Source organism: Nostoc sp. JL34, from assembly GCF_017114945.1.
In the GTDB taxonomy this organism is placed as follows: domain Bacteria; phylum Cyanobacteriota; class Cyanobacteriia; order Cyanobacteriales; family Nostocaceae; genus Nostoc.
Genome location: NZ_JABXKQ010000069.1, coordinates 1 through 14,049, shown reverse-complemented (window position 1 = coordinate 14,049; position 14,049 = coordinate 1). Strand labels below are relative to the sequence as shown.

12 protein-coding genes are annotated in these 14,049 nt (G+C 41.7%); 5 read left to right on the top strand and 7 right to left on the bottom strand.

What is annotated here, in order from left to right; all coding sequences use genetic code 11:
• Positions 1-355 precede the first annotated feature (355 nt).
• Positions 356-1,042 carry a DUF6875 domain-containing protein gene (locus HWQ44_RS14340; RefSeq protein WP_292719589.1) on the bottom strand — a complete coding sequence of 229 codons (687 nt, stop codon included), beginning with the start codon at positions 1,040-1,042 and terminating at the stop codon, positions 356-358.
• A gap of 564 nt (positions 1,043-1,606) precedes the next feature.
• On the bottom strand, positions 1,607-3,253 hold the full coding sequence (locus HWQ44_RS14335) for an alpha/beta hydrolase (RefSeq protein WP_292719587.1): 1,647 nt from the start codon (positions 3,251-3,253) through the stop codon (positions 1,607-1,609).
• A gap of 543 nt (positions 3,254-3,796) precedes the next feature.
• Here HWQ44_RS14335 and HWQ44_RS14330 point away from each other — a divergent pair.
• A complete protein-coding gene (locus tag HWQ44_RS14330; protein ID WP_292719585.1) occupies positions 3,797-4,249 on the top strand; it encodes a hypothetical protein in 453 nt (150 codons plus the stop codon).
• A 1-nt stretch (position 4,250) separates the two neighbouring features.
• Here the strand turns inward: HWQ44_RS14330 and HWQ44_RS14325 are convergent, their stop codons facing one another.
• Together HWQ44_RS14325 and HWQ44_RS14320 are read right to left on the bottom strand one after the other, a co-directional pair.
• Complete coding sequence (locus tag HWQ44_RS14325; protein ID WP_292719583.1) at positions 4,251-5,306, bottom strand: M28 family peptidase; 1,056 nt, start codon at positions 5,304-5,306, stop codon at positions 4,251-4,253.
• A gap of 334 nt (positions 5,307-5,640) precedes the next feature.
• On the bottom strand, positions 5,641-6,594 hold the full coding sequence (locus tag HWQ44_RS14320) for an SGNH/GDSL hydrolase family protein (RefSeq protein WP_292719581.1): 954 nt from the start codon (positions 6,592-6,594) through the stop codon (positions 5,641-5,643).
• A gap of 802 nt (positions 6,595-7,396) precedes the next feature.
• On the opposite strand from HWQ44_RS14320, the gene HWQ44_RS14315 reads away from it, so the two are divergent.
• Positions 7,397-8,668, top strand: a complete 1,272-nt coding sequence (locus HWQ44_RS14315) for a sulfite exporter TauE/SafE family protein (protein ID WP_292719579.1) — start codon at positions 7,397-7,399, stop codon at positions 8,666-8,668.
• Positions 8,643-9,341: a hypothetical protein gene (locus HWQ44_RS14310; RefSeq protein ID WP_292719577.1), complete on the top strand. Its 699-nt coding sequence runs from the start codon at positions 8,643-8,645 to the stop codon at positions 9,339-9,341. The genes HWQ44_RS14315 and HWQ44_RS14310 overlap by 26 nt, the downstream gene beginning before the upstream one ends.
• A gap of 74 nt (positions 9,342-9,415) precedes the next feature.
• On the opposite strand, the gene galE is transcribed toward HWQ44_RS14310, so the two are convergent.
• Both galE and HWQ44_RS14300 read right to left on the bottom strand, forming a co-directional pair.
• Entirely contained in the window at positions 9,416-10,414 is a 999-nt protein-coding gene (gene galE / locus HWQ44_RS14305) for a UDP-glucose 4-epimerase GalE (protein WP_292719575.1), read from the bottom strand.
• 181 nt (positions 10,415-10,595) lie between these two features.
• Entirely contained in the window at positions 10,596-10,814 is a 219-nt protein-coding gene (locus HWQ44_RS14300; protein ID WP_292719573.1) for a hypothetical protein, read from the bottom strand.
• 27 nt (positions 10,815-10,841) lie between these two features.
• Between HWQ44_RS14300 and HWQ44_RS14295 the strand changes: the two genes are divergently transcribed.
• Positions 10,842-11,495 carry a hypothetical protein gene (locus tag HWQ44_RS14295; protein ID WP_292719571.1) on the top strand — a complete coding sequence of 218 codons (654 nt, stop codon included), beginning with the start codon at positions 10,842-10,844 and terminating at the stop codon, positions 11,493-11,495.
• 63 nt (positions 11,496-11,558) lie between these two features.
• Here HWQ44_RS14295 and HWQ44_RS14290 read toward each other — a convergent pair whose 3' ends face one another.
• Positions 11,559-11,855 carry a hypothetical protein gene (locus HWQ44_RS14290; protein ID WP_292719569.1) on the bottom strand — a complete coding sequence of 99 codons (297 nt, stop codon included), beginning with the start codon at positions 11,853-11,855 and terminating at the stop codon, positions 11,559-11,561.
• A gap of 133 nt (positions 11,856-11,988) precedes the next feature.
• On the opposite strand from HWQ44_RS14290, the gene HWQ44_RS14285 reads away from it, so the two are divergent.
• Entirely contained in the window at positions 11,989-13,740 is a 1,752-nt protein-coding gene (locus HWQ44_RS14285; protein ID WP_292719567.1) for an ABC transporter ATP-binding protein, read from the top strand.
• Positions 13,741-14,049 lie beyond the last annotated feature (309 nt).

The following is a 14,049-nucleotide window of genomic DNA, read 5'->3' as shown; positions in this document are numbered from 1 at the left end:
CCTCAACATTTAAAAAACTGGTTTGCTAATTGCTGTTATTGTACCTCGTAACACCTGGAAGTGCTGTAATCAATGTTTTGAATCAACATCTCAAGTAAACCCACATCATCAGATACATTTGTTTTGGTGCAGTGAGTGAAGTTCAATAATTTCCCATTCTTCGTCGGTTAGGCTATTGGAATACGACATAGTAACTGGATTCGGCTTTTGCCATTACCTTACATTAATATAGGACTCATATTTGATTTCTGAAAAACCAAATTGGCTAGAAGCTTGCCATACAAAGGTTTATTTCTCAGTATACTTAGCAAGATTCAAGTACGATTCCTATACAATAAAAGATGTCAAATGGGTTCTACATACAATAACTCAGTAAATTTTCTTGTTGAAGTTGTTCTTTTGCTAAAGCCAATGCTTGATGAGCATTTTTAAACTTTGTTTCATCTGTAAATTTATGACCAAAACGCTTTAAATAAGCTTCGAGATACCGAATACGTAAGTGCGGATCAGCCGGACTCTGAAGAAAGGGGAGGTCAGCTTCAACCATAAACCGGATAGCCAACAACGGAATAGGGCTACGAAGTGGACGAAAGTTTGGGTTGTGCAGACCAGGACTTTCATTCCGTTTATGAAATTCTCCTATCATCAATCCTGACTCAACAAATAAAGGTTTAAGTTGTTGTTGGACACTATCTATCAGTTTAGGAGCGTCTTCTATATGAATGTCAGGAAAGATAAGTAAAAAAGCTTTATTAATTGCCAATTCCTGCTCTTTAACATCCATCTCAAGAAATATATCTCGGTAGCGTCCAACAACTTCTGCTAATTGTTCTGGATACAAATCTTTTGTGTGAATAACTGCCAGACGAATACTATTTGACTTGAGAGATAAAGGTACAAAAGGGCAAACTGCGCCAGGTCTTCCTAAGTTAGGATGAGGTCTTCCTAAAAAATTTTTCACCCACTCAATAATTTCAATTAAGCAAGGAAGGTCTTGATGCTGCTGGAGTTGTTCGATTTCACGAGTTGTATAGAGTTGCATGGGCTTGAGTGAAATGAAGTAATTGTTTAATTCTGAATCCAAAATTATTTTTACAATATGATGTTTGTGAAACTAATTATTATCTAAACAAGCAAAACCCGCCTTGACATTTAGTATTTTAGGTTGCTCTCTGGTTTATAGCAGAAAAAAACTCTCTAGCCTTTTTATGAATTTAAAGGAATTTAGTTCATTTATTTTTTGTATTTTCGCTAGAATACATATGTATTATCCAGCAGATGCACCTACTTTTTTTACAATTTTAAGTTTCTATTATTTTTAACGAATATATTATAAAGTTTATGTCTAATATTTATTTTTACTGTAAAAATTTAGTATCCCCTTAACAGCAGCTATACATTTGTTATCAAGCAGGTATAACTTCGTCTAAGTGAAATATTAAAAAATAAGTCCAAGTTGATCAGCGGCGTCAGTGGTAAGTTTACCAGGTCAATAATTTATAAATCGTAGGGGAGGCAGAATAAGCGGCAACTTCTGTCGTTCTCCATACCCCTACCCTTAAGCAAGCTACTCACAAAATTGGATATCTGTTTAATTGGAAGTCCCTTATTTCCCAACAAATTCTTTCACCACAGCCATAGCATCAGGAGGAATCTGCGTAATTAGGCGAAATGGGAATGCGGGAGTTGAAGCAAACTGGGCATAATCTGATGTCAAAAAGACAGCATAATTTTTAGCTTCTGGAGTCATCTGTGCAGCAAAGGCCAAAGCTATAGCTTTAACGTACTTACGAACATCAGCGGCTTGTTCACCCACAACTTCACCGCCACTGATCGGTGTATTCGGTTGTCCTACCTGATCCAAAGTGGTGCTGGGGTCTTTTACACTTAGATGAGTACCCCCAACTATACCAACTAGCCATTTGGGGGATGGAATTTTGTCAAATCCCACAATCTGTTCAGTTAAAGCTGGAGTGGTTTTATCTGCGGAACCTGCTAACACTAGGGTAGGAACTTGTATCTTAGTTAACCCAGTTTCGCCAAAAATCAGAGAAGTTGTTGGATTAAGAGCGATCGCCTGTTTTATTCTGGTATCTCGTAGTTGATAGCTATTTTCTGGCAGTTCTTCAGCGATGCACTGCATACCTTCTGCCAGACTCAAGATAGTCAAGTTCTTTTTGCAGCGTTGTTTGAGATGTTCGAGTTGTAACTCGGCTCCAGCAAGTGCTAAAGCTGTACCACCACCAAAAGAATAGCCAACAACCATCGCGTTCGTGGTTGCAACTTTCCCTTGCAGGGGATGATTAGCCGTTTGGTTGAGCTTTTCTAATTCGTCGAGGACAAAACTAATATCTTGAGGACGATACAAAAACTCTTGAGGCTTTACAATTCTGGTTTTACCTTGTAATGCCAAGTTAGTATTTGCCTCATTACTACCGGGATGTTCTAAAGCTGCTACTACATAACCGTGGGATGCTAGATGTTCTGCTAGGTAACGCAAGTCTGTGCGGACTGACCCAAAGCCATGAGAAAAGACAATTACGGGTTTATTAGGATTTGCAGCAGTTGACCAGTAAACATCAACTGGAATTTTACGATCGCGCTTTTGGTCATTCAGGCTTAGGTTGAGTATTTTTACTTGGGCGCTTCCTGGTTGGCTGGGATCAAAAGGGAAAGCAATCTGCGGTGTTTTGGGGTCGAGTTGGGGAGCGATCGCTAGCATAAATTGCTGAGTCCGCCAAAAAGCTGTATTCAAATTCCCTGCAACTATAAAAGCCTGTGGCAAATTAATTTCTAGGCGTTTACTAGGATAAGCGGCGATAAAACTCAGTATAGAAAGACCCTGCGGAGCAGTAGAGCCTAATATCAATCCTGCTCTCAGTGCTTGTACCCCAGCTTTGTCCTTTCGCGCTAAGGCCGTAGCAAAGTCATTGAGAATAGTTGTGCCAATCTGAGTATTAATTAACCTATCAAGTGTGACAACATTCATCGGTATATTCATGCCCAGCGCCCCTAAGAAGACGCGGCGTTGTTGTTCAGATAATCCTTTAGTGTAAGACTGTAAACTCCCAGGCAATTCCCCAGTTTTTGCAGCATTTTGCAACTCAGCCAGGGAGATGGATTCTGTAAATAAACCCAAACGCACAACAACAGTGTCAGCCGCAATTGCCGAAGTATTTGCCCCAAACTGTGTAAGTACAATCGCGCCAAAGAAACCCGCCACTGTCTTCAGACTTCCCCAACTTATTCCCATAAATATTTATACCAAGTGTTACTTACGGGAATATAACGGATATTTGTGTATTTGACTACCCCATTAATTCCCTAGAAATAAAAGTAGATTTTTTCTGAACTTGATGGCGATGTCTACGACGGGCTACGCCTACGCCCTGATCTCCTGAAAGTATCTGCTGCTGCAAACAGAACCACATCAAAAGCATAACAAAAGCAACGAATTGTAGGATTTATCACAACTAAAAATTTGAGGATAAATCAGTGTTAACAGCCACAAAAGCCAGATTGTTTCTCAGGTAGGTTTAATACTGTAACAGTGACAATCCAAAATTCTTTATTCAGAGCAACTAAATTTATATATGGAGTCAATCTAAAATCTAAAATCGGAAATTGAGCGACTATAAGTTCTTCTAACAGGAAAGTTTAACGACAGATTAATGTTTTGTCTTTGCCTTTTAGAACGTGTTGCAGAGGTGTTGCAGGTGGATAGTCTTACTGCTGTAGCTGCACTATTATTACTCATCAAATTCTACCAGCCGCATCAAAAATTTTTCTTGGCTTTATGCGTCGCAGACTCCGCTATATTTTAATTTTGCTGCTCTCCCTGAGTATTATTACACTATGGTCGCCTGTGAATGATTCTGATTGCAATATCGAGGCTTTTCTCGCATCAAAAACTAAAAAATTTCAAGTACATGCTACTAAGGTTATTGTTCAGCCGTGGCGTGGTCGTCACCATGTATATGGAATCTTTATGATTCCTGAAGAATACAAACAATCTCCATTTTTTGTGGTGACAGTCCAAGGTGCTGGGAGTTACTGTTCAAAACAATTTGGTGATAAAAAAAACTTTAATGATATCTTTGCTGAACCAGGCACTTATCTGGTGAGGAAGTTTATTAGAACTCGAATAGCTCTGCGGCTGATTTTCCAAGGTTTGTACTTCAACCTCAATGATAAACAGAACTGGACGTTGACTTTCCCTGAACTAAACACTAGTGAACATAATTCATAAGTCAGCTTGATGGTTGAGTTTCTAAAACTTCGGTCTTCTCTAACAAGGCAGTAGTAGCATTGACCACAATCTGTGCTGCTCCTGTGAAGAACGATCGCTCGATAGTCGCCGGAACATCGCTAGGTTTATGATAGTGGGGAGTACGTAAATTTGCGGTATCTGTCACCAGCACAGCACCTACACCCTGATACCAAAATGGTGCATGGTCGCTGCGTAGGGTATCGGGTGTCAGTAAACCTTTTAGAGGAATCGGCAGTGTCAGAACTGGTGGTAGATTTGATTGCTGTTTATTCAGGGCGATTGAGGGGATGTTCTGTGAGTTTTGAAAGGCATTCAGTAAAGGCAAATGTTCTGTATCACCGACTACTGCCAAAAAGTCGCCCTTATCGCTAGGTGGGGTAATCGGCAATCCGGCAGGGTATTTTTGACACCCACGAGTGTAACAAGCATAACCGACCATATCCATAACGATCGCTCCGCTCAAGTTTTGTAAGCGTGCTGTCTTGCTAATGAAAGCCTGACTACCCAAAAGTCCTGCTTCCTCTTTGTCAAAAAAAGCTAGCTGTAACGTCCGTGGTGTGGAACGGGAACCAAGCAATCGGGCTACTTCCAGCACTACAGCTACACCACTGGCGTTATCATCAGCACCAGGGGATAAGGCAACTGTGTCGTAATGCGCTCCTACGAGAATTGCTTTCGCAGCTTTGTTAGTTCCTACACGTTCGGCAAAAATATTCACACCGTCAGAGAAGTTTTCTAATTTCGGCTTCCAACCTAATTTTCTCAGTTCAGTTGTGATATAAGTGCGAGTAAGCGATCGCTCTTTTGTTGTGTAGCGCTGAAAATTCAACTTTTGGATATGGGTTAACAACTTGTCAGTAGACACTTGCGGCGCACTGTCAACTTTCTTTGACTGTGGCTGTGGTTGGGGTGTTTCCACTGGAATGCGCTCAACAATTGCTGGTGAGGGACGCTGTTCAAAAAACGTACTACCTCTGCTACCAACCACAGCAACTGCTATCAACACCAACAGCATCAGCCAAATCCATTTTCTCATGTCATTTTTCCTTGGCTTTCAGACTTAGGGTAGCGCGAATCCCCAATCAGAATGAATTAATCCGCTATCTCGATCAAAATTTTCTAATAAAGTCTCAGTAGTTTTTTGTTGCTCTGTGTCCCCTGAAATTGTTCTCTTACTTCCACCTAGTCCGAGGAAATATAGCTCTCAATAGTGCTGTATCTACGAATTGACAGCTTATGCCCTGAGAGCTTTTTTACTGCATAAGTGACTTTTTCAACCTCCTTTAACTCTGCACGAGAAATCCTTCAGTTGCTATAAGCAGATGTTTTGCTCCGCTCAACATGACAATTTCAGTATTTATGCAATAATTCTATTTTCTAGATGTTCCTAATTTTTTAAAAGATTTCAACATAGATTGAGATTTTAATACTGAAGCTGCATATTCCGCTATAACTTTATGACCAGTAGTTGTAGGATGGATGCTGTCCCAGAACAAGAACCTGTTTGGGTTAGTCTTACACTCAAATGATGGAGGAGAAGCAGGTATGGTTATTAAAACTGAGTTTCCTAAACAAGAGTCGAGCACGTTTGTAAAACCATATTGTTTAGAATTAGCGAAAATTTGTTTAAATAAATAATTAACATCAAAAAAAATGATGTTTACGTTATTTAGTTGTTGGCTTAAAGAATTGAGGCTTTTACTTAACTCGGCATTATATTCAGTGACCGAATCGTTGAGTTGTATGGAGGTTTGACTATTTCTTGTACCTGGTAAGTCCCCCAAATTGAGTAAATTAGCTACCAGGATATTTTTAGCCCCAACAGTGGCAAGGGCACGCACTGCTGTTGATATGTTTGTAACTGACTGGCTGGGATTTACAGCACTTTTAGAATAAAGAAAATCATTTGTACCGCCCCACAAGATATAAAGTGCATTTGGGTTAACCGACTTATTGACTGTTGTAAATTTATTAATCTGAGACAAGACTCCTGTTAAATATAAGCTAGGTACAGGAGGTAGAGTAACGTTATATAACCCAGATTTAGCACCACCAACAGCAAAGTTAGTACTGCTAGAGGGATTTAAGCCCATATCTTGTACAAGATATTCCACCCAGACTGGCCCATTAGAAAAACGTCCATCTTTGTAAGGTTGGGGAGGAATACCTATACCCAATTCACTTTTTGTGATCTTGTAAAAATTACCATCATCAGAAAAACTATCACCAAACACATAAATCTGCTCAAAATCAGCAGCTTCTGCCTTCAGTGTAAACATGAATGAAAACAGGAAAATTGCTGCCGTTAAAATTGTATTTTGCATAATATTTTCCTCATGTATTTGAGCAATTGTACAAATAGAAATATTGGTTAGGAGTGATTAAAATATTTATTCGATATTGAAATTATTTGAGGCTTAGTTATTACTTATTGATTCAATAAGATCAAGTTTAGATATCTTTAAATACATTTACTTAAGATTTATTATTTTTCATTGAGATGATTAATTTGTAATTAATCTAACTATTTATTTTTGGCTATAATTTACATTAAAAAATTAATATTTAAAGTTTTAATTAAATATTAATTTAAAATATTTTCTATCCGAGGAAAGCAAAGATTCTTTTACTGATCTGATAAATTTTTTGCTAATTCAAAAATTCAATTTAATTTACTTAAGTTTAAAAACCTCGCTCTGTTTTTTTGTATCATTGAAAAAGTTTTAAGTCAATAAAAATGCAACAAATAAGAGTTGATTCATAAGGGAAATGTACCAATCAATTGGCTAATGGATTATTGGTCATTTTTATCTTAAGTTTATGCAAAAATTAAAGTATTTTAATATACAGTTTATCCTGTTAAACTAAACTTATTAGTTTAGAATTTACATACGTATAGGGAGTTTTATGAGTGTTTACACTCATGCTCTCTTACTTTTTTCTTCCCTAGAGTAAACATCAAGTTTGACGCTTTGTCTTTTGACAGCGATCGCAACTTCACGTAAAGTTCCGCACTAGAGGAGTGCTGAGTACTGAGTACTGAGCAAAGAAGAAGAGTCTTCTTAATTCTTCAAAATCTTTATTCTGACATTCAGGACTCATGACTCAGAACTCAGGACTTTTTTTATGGTAGATTTGTTGCTGATCACAATTCTGGGGTTCCTGGGGAGTTTTGGACATTGCTTTGGGATGTGTGGCCCTCTAACAGTGGCGTTTTCCCTGTCTCATCAGCCGAAAATTCCACAAACAGCCTCCTTGGGACGGACATTAACCTTAGAAAAGTCCGACACTTGGCAACAGCAATTAAAATTTCATATCCTGCTAAACCTGGGGCGGATGTTGAGCTATGCTCTAGTCGGTGCTGGCATTGGGGCGCTGGGTTCGGTATTGCTGCAAGGTGGACAGCTAGCGGGTGTTGGTAGCGACTTCCGGCGCTGGATGGCAATTGTAACTGGCGTGATGCTGATCTGGTTTGGCTTAGGACAAGTAAAACCCGATTTGCTACCGCGCATTCCCGTGTTACATCCCCTATTGCAGGGTAGTTTACACGATCGCCTCAGCACAGGAATGGTTAAGCTTTCCTTTAAAACCAAATGGTGGACACCAATGCTTTTGGGGATGACTTGGGGTTTAATGCCTTGTGGTTTCCTGTATGCTGCTCAAATTAAAGCTGCTGAAACTGGCAATTTCTGGATTGGTGGGGCAACTATGCTGGCTTTTGGCTTGGGAACCCTGCCAACGATGCTAGGTGTAGGCGTTTCCACATCTTTGGTAAGTAAAGACAGGCGCAGTCAGTTGTTTCGATTAGGCGGTTGGGTAACACTCACCATTGGCGTTATCACCTTGTTGCGGACTGGTGACACAATGGTAGATTACACCGGACATGCTGCCTTAATCTGCTTAATTTTGGCGCTAATTGCGCGTCCTATTAGTGGGTTGTGGGCATCACCACTGCGTTACCGCCGGGGGCTGGGCGTAGCATCTTTTGTGCTTTCTGTGGTTCACACCGCCCACATGATAGAACACTCATTGCAATGGAATTTTGCCGCCTTTTCTTTTCTGCCACCAGAATTTCAGTGGGGTATGGCTGCGGGTGCTGTAGCATTGGTATTAATGTCCCCCGCCGCTTTTACGAGTTGGGAATCATTGCAAAAATCTTTGGGCAAGCGTTGGCGACAGATTCATCTATTGGGTGTGCCAGCCTTGCTCTTGAGTGCCATTCATACTGTGTTGATTGGTTCCCATTACCTGGGTTCCTTGCAATCAACTTGGGGAAATAAATTAGCGGCAGTACTGATGGTAATTGTTACTCTCAGTGTTTTGCTAGTGCGATCGCGCTTTTTTTGGTCAAAGTTAGCCGTAGAAAAGTTTTATGTTCCCCCAACCAAATCGCGGTAAATCATCCTTATTTTCTGGCTCCATTCCAACGAGTCAAAAACAGAGACGTTACCCACTCAAAGGTATTTTCTGGAAGAGTCAAGGAACAATAAATACTTTATTGTTCCTGAGTTGCTTAGTTATATCAATAACTAATCTTTACCCTGCTACTGCTCATAAGGTGGAAGTAGCTTCAGATGTCGGTGGCACTCTCCACATTGAACCAAATGATAATCCTCGGGCTGGAGAAGCCTCCCAAGCCTGGTTTGCACTTACCCGCAGAGGTGGAAAGGTGATTCCCCTGTCACAGTGTAATTGTCAGTTGGCTGTTTATGCCGAACCCTATGCCGCTGGAGAGCCACCACTCCTAGAACCACAGTTAGAACCTGTGGCAGCTGAACGCTATCAAGGCATCCCAGGTGCAGAAGTTGTCTTTCCCAAGCCAGGTATTTATGAGTTGCAACTAAATGGTAAACCAGTCTCTGGCGCAAGGTTCAAACCCTTTGAATTCAAATTTGAAGTGACTGTCGCAGGTGGATCTACACAAAACACACGAAACCTGCGAGATGTCAATGGTAATTTGGCAGAGGGTGAATCTCAAAAATTACCAACTTGGGCGATCGCACTTCCAATCCTCGGATTTATCGGCATCTTAGTTGTCGTACTACGAAGCATGAGAGGGAGTGGGGAGTAGGGACTAGGGAGCAGGGGAAGCAGGGGAAGCAAATAATTATTATTCTTTCCCATTCCCCATTCCCCATTCCCTTCTTATTTATGTCGCTTTTGATGCCACTGCCATGCATGAGCAACAATATCTTGGATGGATGGATACTGAGGTTGCCAGCCTAAGATTGTTCTAGCTTTCTCGCTAGTGCCAATGAGAATTGGAGGATCGCCAGGACGGCGATCGCGTTCTTCGACTGGTATAGAAATTCCTGTCACCGCTTCGGCTGCTGCAATCACTTCTCTGACAGAGAAGCCGCTGCCATTGCCCAAATTGAAAACTTCGCTATCGCCACCTTTTAATAAATATTCCAATCCCAAAATATGGGCATCTGCTAAATCATTAACATGAATATAATCACGAATACAAGTACCATCGGGCGTGGGGTAATCAGTGCCGAAAATTGAGATAGATTCTCGTTTGCCTAAAGCTGTCATTAGCACCAAGGGAATCAAATGGGTTTCTGGGTTGTGATCCTCGCCCAGTAAACCATTGAGATTAGCACCAGCAGCATTGAAATAGCGGAAACGCACTGATTGGAAACCGTAAGCAACATCAAAATCAGAAAGAATCCGCTCCACCATTAGCTTCGTAGCGCCATAGGGATTAATCGGATTTTGGGGATGGGTTTCTGGAATAGGTATAAATTCCGGTATACCGTAGGTGGCACAAGTAGAAGAAAAGACAAATTTCTTCACAGATGCCGTCAGCATCGCTTCTAAGAGGGTGAAAGTACCAAGGACGTTATTCCGGTAATATTTGGCTGGGTCAGTCACCGATTCTCCTACGTAGGCGTAGGCAGAAAAGTGCATTACAGCTGCAATATCGTGGGTTTTAAATAGGTGATCTAGCAAGGCGCGATCGCCTGTATCCCCAACTATCAGTTCTACCTGTAAAACCCTTTCTACCAGGTCACGATGCCCATAGACCAGATTATCAAGGATGACAACGTTATAACCCGCTTGCTTCAAAGCAAGCACCGTATGGGAACCAATATATCCAGCTCCTCCCGTTACCAAAATGGTAGGCTTTCCAGGCGACATAGTTTTTCCTTTTGAGTGGATTACTCAATTAATTTAGTTTACCGGTGCCACATTACTCTTCTGGAAAATTATAAATAATAGACGCAGTGTCAAAAAATTGCACTAAAATCACTACGACGGTAGTCTTTGGGTGTGAGGTTTGAAGTATTTTAAGTCAAACAGTGCGATTACAATTTGACAATCAAATAAATCCATTTCCCGAAACCTCTAGGTTGACCCTTACGGGTAACGCTTCTAGCGTCGCGATCGCGAAGAAGTCGCCAGGTGTTTTATACAGGGAAATCATGCACGGCAGTTCCTTTTGGGGAACCACTGCCTTCGTTGCTGGGGTTCTCCCGGTTGCCGAAGTGGCGTGGAAACCCGGATCAAAGCGGGCTGCCTCACCACCACACTGGCTCACCGCACCAGAAAATTTGAGAGTTAATCTATGTTTCTATTGCTAAGCCGGGTACTGCTGTGGCTGCTGATTGGCACTATCGTATATTCTCTGTTCCAGCGATTTTATCCCTCTGGAACTTTTGTCGGGCGATTAATCTTAGTCGTTATCTTGGTAATCGTAGCCCTATCATTTCTTAACCCCAATGAACCAGCTGTGGCGTCGTTGTGGAGGATGCTGTCTTTTCCACTCAAGCCTCTAGGAGCCTCTGTTTTACTGATGATTCTTGCAGCTCAGAAAATCAAAGGAGGTGGGATAGACAAACCAGGAGGATACTTGATAGGTTGGGCACTGACGATTTTGCTGTTGGCAAGTACACCAGCAGTCGCCTATTTCCTTTATAGAGCACCTCTAGCAATGACAGGTGAAACATCTGTAGCAACTGCTGCACCAACATCTGGGACGTTGGTGGCATTAGGGCAACAAACCACCGGAGCAAACATCTCAGACGTGACTGGGGATAGCATTCTTTCTTATAATTTGAGAGTGCCTCCCTACCTATTACAAGGAAGTCCTCAAGATATTCGCACACGCGGTTTACGACTTGAAGACTTTGTACCAAATTCAGAAACGTTGCAATTGACAACAAGAACTTGGGAAAGTTATCTCGTTGAAATTTACAGGTTCTTGCGTGTTCAGCGGTAATAAAGTAAAAAAAGAAGTCAGAATTCAGAATGCAATCAGTGGTGGGTCTAAATCCCCCACTGATTACGTAGCCTTACCGAGTCCGTGAACGTCTTGAAGACCAGCAAATTCAAAATTTGCTGGGAAAAAACCCCTTTGTTCATCCACCCTTCTCCTGTCAAAGAAGCTATGCGTAGCTTGCTTCCCCGTAGAAGTACGTGTGAGGCTTGTACCGATGCTCCTTCGCCCTTGGCGTATCCCTTTGGGAGAAGACTCGCTAACTAAAGGCAGTCGCTCATGAGAAGCCACTCTGTTGCGGGGATTGCCCCCGTTGAAGTGGCGTAGCAACCTCCCGTTCCCGCGCTGCCTCAACAGTTGCACAGAATTAAATTCTGAATTCTGGCTACTGACTCCTGAATTCTTCCTTGTTAATTTACAAGCAATATTCCCTGTACATAGCTGCCTTCTTGGACTAGCAGTTAATCTAAAATGATAGAGTTGCAAAATTGCTTTAATGGCAAAATCTCGACGAATCGCTAAACTCAGTGCTTACCTACGACCCCATTGGCGAGAGGCGTCCTTAGGGATTCTCGCTTTGTTGTCTGTCAATGCACTGGGCGTTTATATCCCTTGGTTGATTCGTGCTGGTGTTGAGAAACTCTCAACAACCTTCAACTGGAACCAAATACTACATTACGTAGTGATCATTGTCTTGCTCAGTTCGGCGATGTGGCTAATGCGGATGGCATCCCGTATTTGGCTATTTGGGGTGGGGCGTCAGGTAGAATTTGACCTGAAACAACGGATTTTTGAACATTTACTCAAGCTCGAACCTGCTTATTTTGCTAGTAATACTGCTGGCGATTTGATTAATCGCGCTACCAGTGATGTGGACAATATCAAGCGGTTGTTGGGTTTTGCGGTCTTGAGTTTGGCAAATACGCTGTTTGCCTACGCCCTGACACTGCCAGTAATGCTGACGATTAGTGTGGATCTCACACTAGCCGCCTTGGCAGTGTACCCTTTTATGTTCTTATTGGTGAATCTGTTTAGCCATCGCTTACGCAAACAACAAGCAGCAGTTCAAGAGCAACTCTCTGATATCAGCGAACTCATCCAGGAGGATATCAGTGGCATTGCCTTAATTAAAATTTATGCCCAAGAAGCAAACGAGCGGCGAGCTTTTGCCAAGAAAAATCAGCAGCTATTGACTGCTAACCTGGAACTAGCAAAAATCAGAAATACGCTGTTTCCGCTAATTGGCGGGCTAGCTAATATCAGTTCGCTGGTGATCATCTGGCTAGGGGCGGCGCGGATGTCTTCTGGAAACCTTCAGGTTGGCGACTTTTTAGCATTATTAATTTATGTAGAGCGTCTAGTTTTCCCCACGGCCCTTTTAGGATTCACTATTACTGCCTACCAACGCGGTGAAGTTAGTATCGATCGCCTTGAATCTATTCTCTCTGTCACTCCGAAAATTAAAGATGCAGCCGATGCCATACATCTAGGAGTGGCTGAACTTAAAGGGGAACTGACAGCTAAAAATCTTACCTACAATTACCCTGGTTCCACTACTCCAGCTTTAGCAAATGTTAACTTTACCATTGCTCCTGGAGAAACCGTAGCCATTGTTGGGGCAATTGGTTCGGGAAAATCGACTTTGGCCAATGCTTTGCCGCGTTTGCTGGATATTGAATCAGGACAATTGTTTTTAGATGGGCTGGATATTACTAAGATAGCTTTGGGAGATTTACGAGGTGCGATCGCCTACGTTCCTCAAGATAGCTTTCTATTTAGCACCACAATCAAAAATAATATCCGCTATGGTGACCCAGTTGGTGAACAAGAGCAGGTAGAATCTGTTGCTAAACTTGCTCAAATTGAATCAGAAATTCACAATTTTCCCCAGCAATATGAAACTATTGTTGGTGAACGCGGTATTACTCTTTCTGGCGGTCAGCGGCAACGGACTGCTTTAGCTAGGGCTATGCTGGTCAATGCGCCAGTGTTAATTTTAGATGATGCTCTCTCTAGTGTGGATAATCAAACAGCCACACAAATCCTCAAAAATCTCTCTAGTGGTACAGAGCGAAAAACAGTAATTTTTATTACCCATCAATTATCAGCGGCGGCGGCGGCTGACCGAATTTTTGTGATGGAAAAGGGAAAAATTATTCAGGTCGGAAATCACTTAGAACTTTTACAACAACAGGGCTTATACAGAACTTTGTGGAGCCAACATCAAGTAGAAGAATTACTGCGGTGACATCCTTCCACCACTGATTCAGAGTCCCGAATACAATTTGGGTGAACTTTTGATCTTCATGGCAACCATGAATATTTATGACACTTTTTAATTGCATGAGTAGGGGCGCACAACTAACTGTGCGCCCCTACTCTTTAGGAATGACAGTATGCTCGTTCTGCTAATGTGATATCTAACACGAATGGATTGTCATTACCTTGAAATTTAGCGATCGCATGACTACGTTCTATTTCAGTAAGGGACTTCCAAGAAATAAATTATCCAATCTTGTGGGGTGGGCATCTTGCCATAGGTGTCAAGTTAAGCTCA

What these genes read in the sequence shown, in the direction of transcription:
- HWQ44_RS14325 (WP_292719583.1), bottom strand. Translation starts at nt 5,306, where the DNA reads ATGAGAAAATGGATTTGGCTGATGCTGTTGGTGTTGATAGCAGTTGCT.
- HWQ44_RS14340 (WP_292719589.1), bottom strand. Translation starts at nt 1,042, where the DNA reads ATGCAACTCTATACAACTCGTGAAATCGAACAACTCCAGCAGCATCAA.
- galE (WP_292719575.1), bottom strand. Translation starts at nt 10,414, where the DNA reads ATGTCGCCTGGAAAGCCTACCATTTTGGTAACGGGAGGAGCTGGATAT.
- HWQ44_RS14315 (WP_292719579.1), top strand. Translation starts at nt 7,397, where the DNA reads ATGGTAGATTTGTTGCTGATCACAATTCTGGGGTTCCTGGGGAGTTTT.
- HWQ44_RS14285 (WP_292719567.1), top strand. Translation starts at nt 11,989, where the DNA reads ATGGCAAAATCTCGACGAATCGCTAAACTCAGTGCTTACCTACGACCC.
- HWQ44_RS14310 (WP_292719577.1), top strand. Translation starts at nt 8,643, where the DNA reads ATGTTCCCCCAACCAAATCGCGGTAAATCATCCTTATTTTCTGGCTCC.
- HWQ44_RS14330 (WP_292719585.1), top strand. Translation starts at nt 3,797, where the DNA reads ATGCGTCGCAGACTCCGCTATATTTTAATTTTGCTGCTCTCCCTGAGT.
- HWQ44_RS14320 (WP_292719581.1), bottom strand. Translation starts at nt 6,594, where the DNA reads ATGCAAAATACAATTTTAACGGCAGCAATTTTCCTGTTTTCATTCATG.
- HWQ44_RS14335 (WP_292719587.1), bottom strand. Translation starts at nt 3,253, where the DNA reads ATGGGAATAAGTTGGGGAAGTCTGAAGACAGTGGCGGGTTTCTTTGGC.
- HWQ44_RS14295 (WP_292719571.1), top strand. Translation starts at nt 10,842, where the DNA reads ATGTTTCTATTGCTAAGCCGGGTACTGCTGTGGCTGCTGATTGGCACT.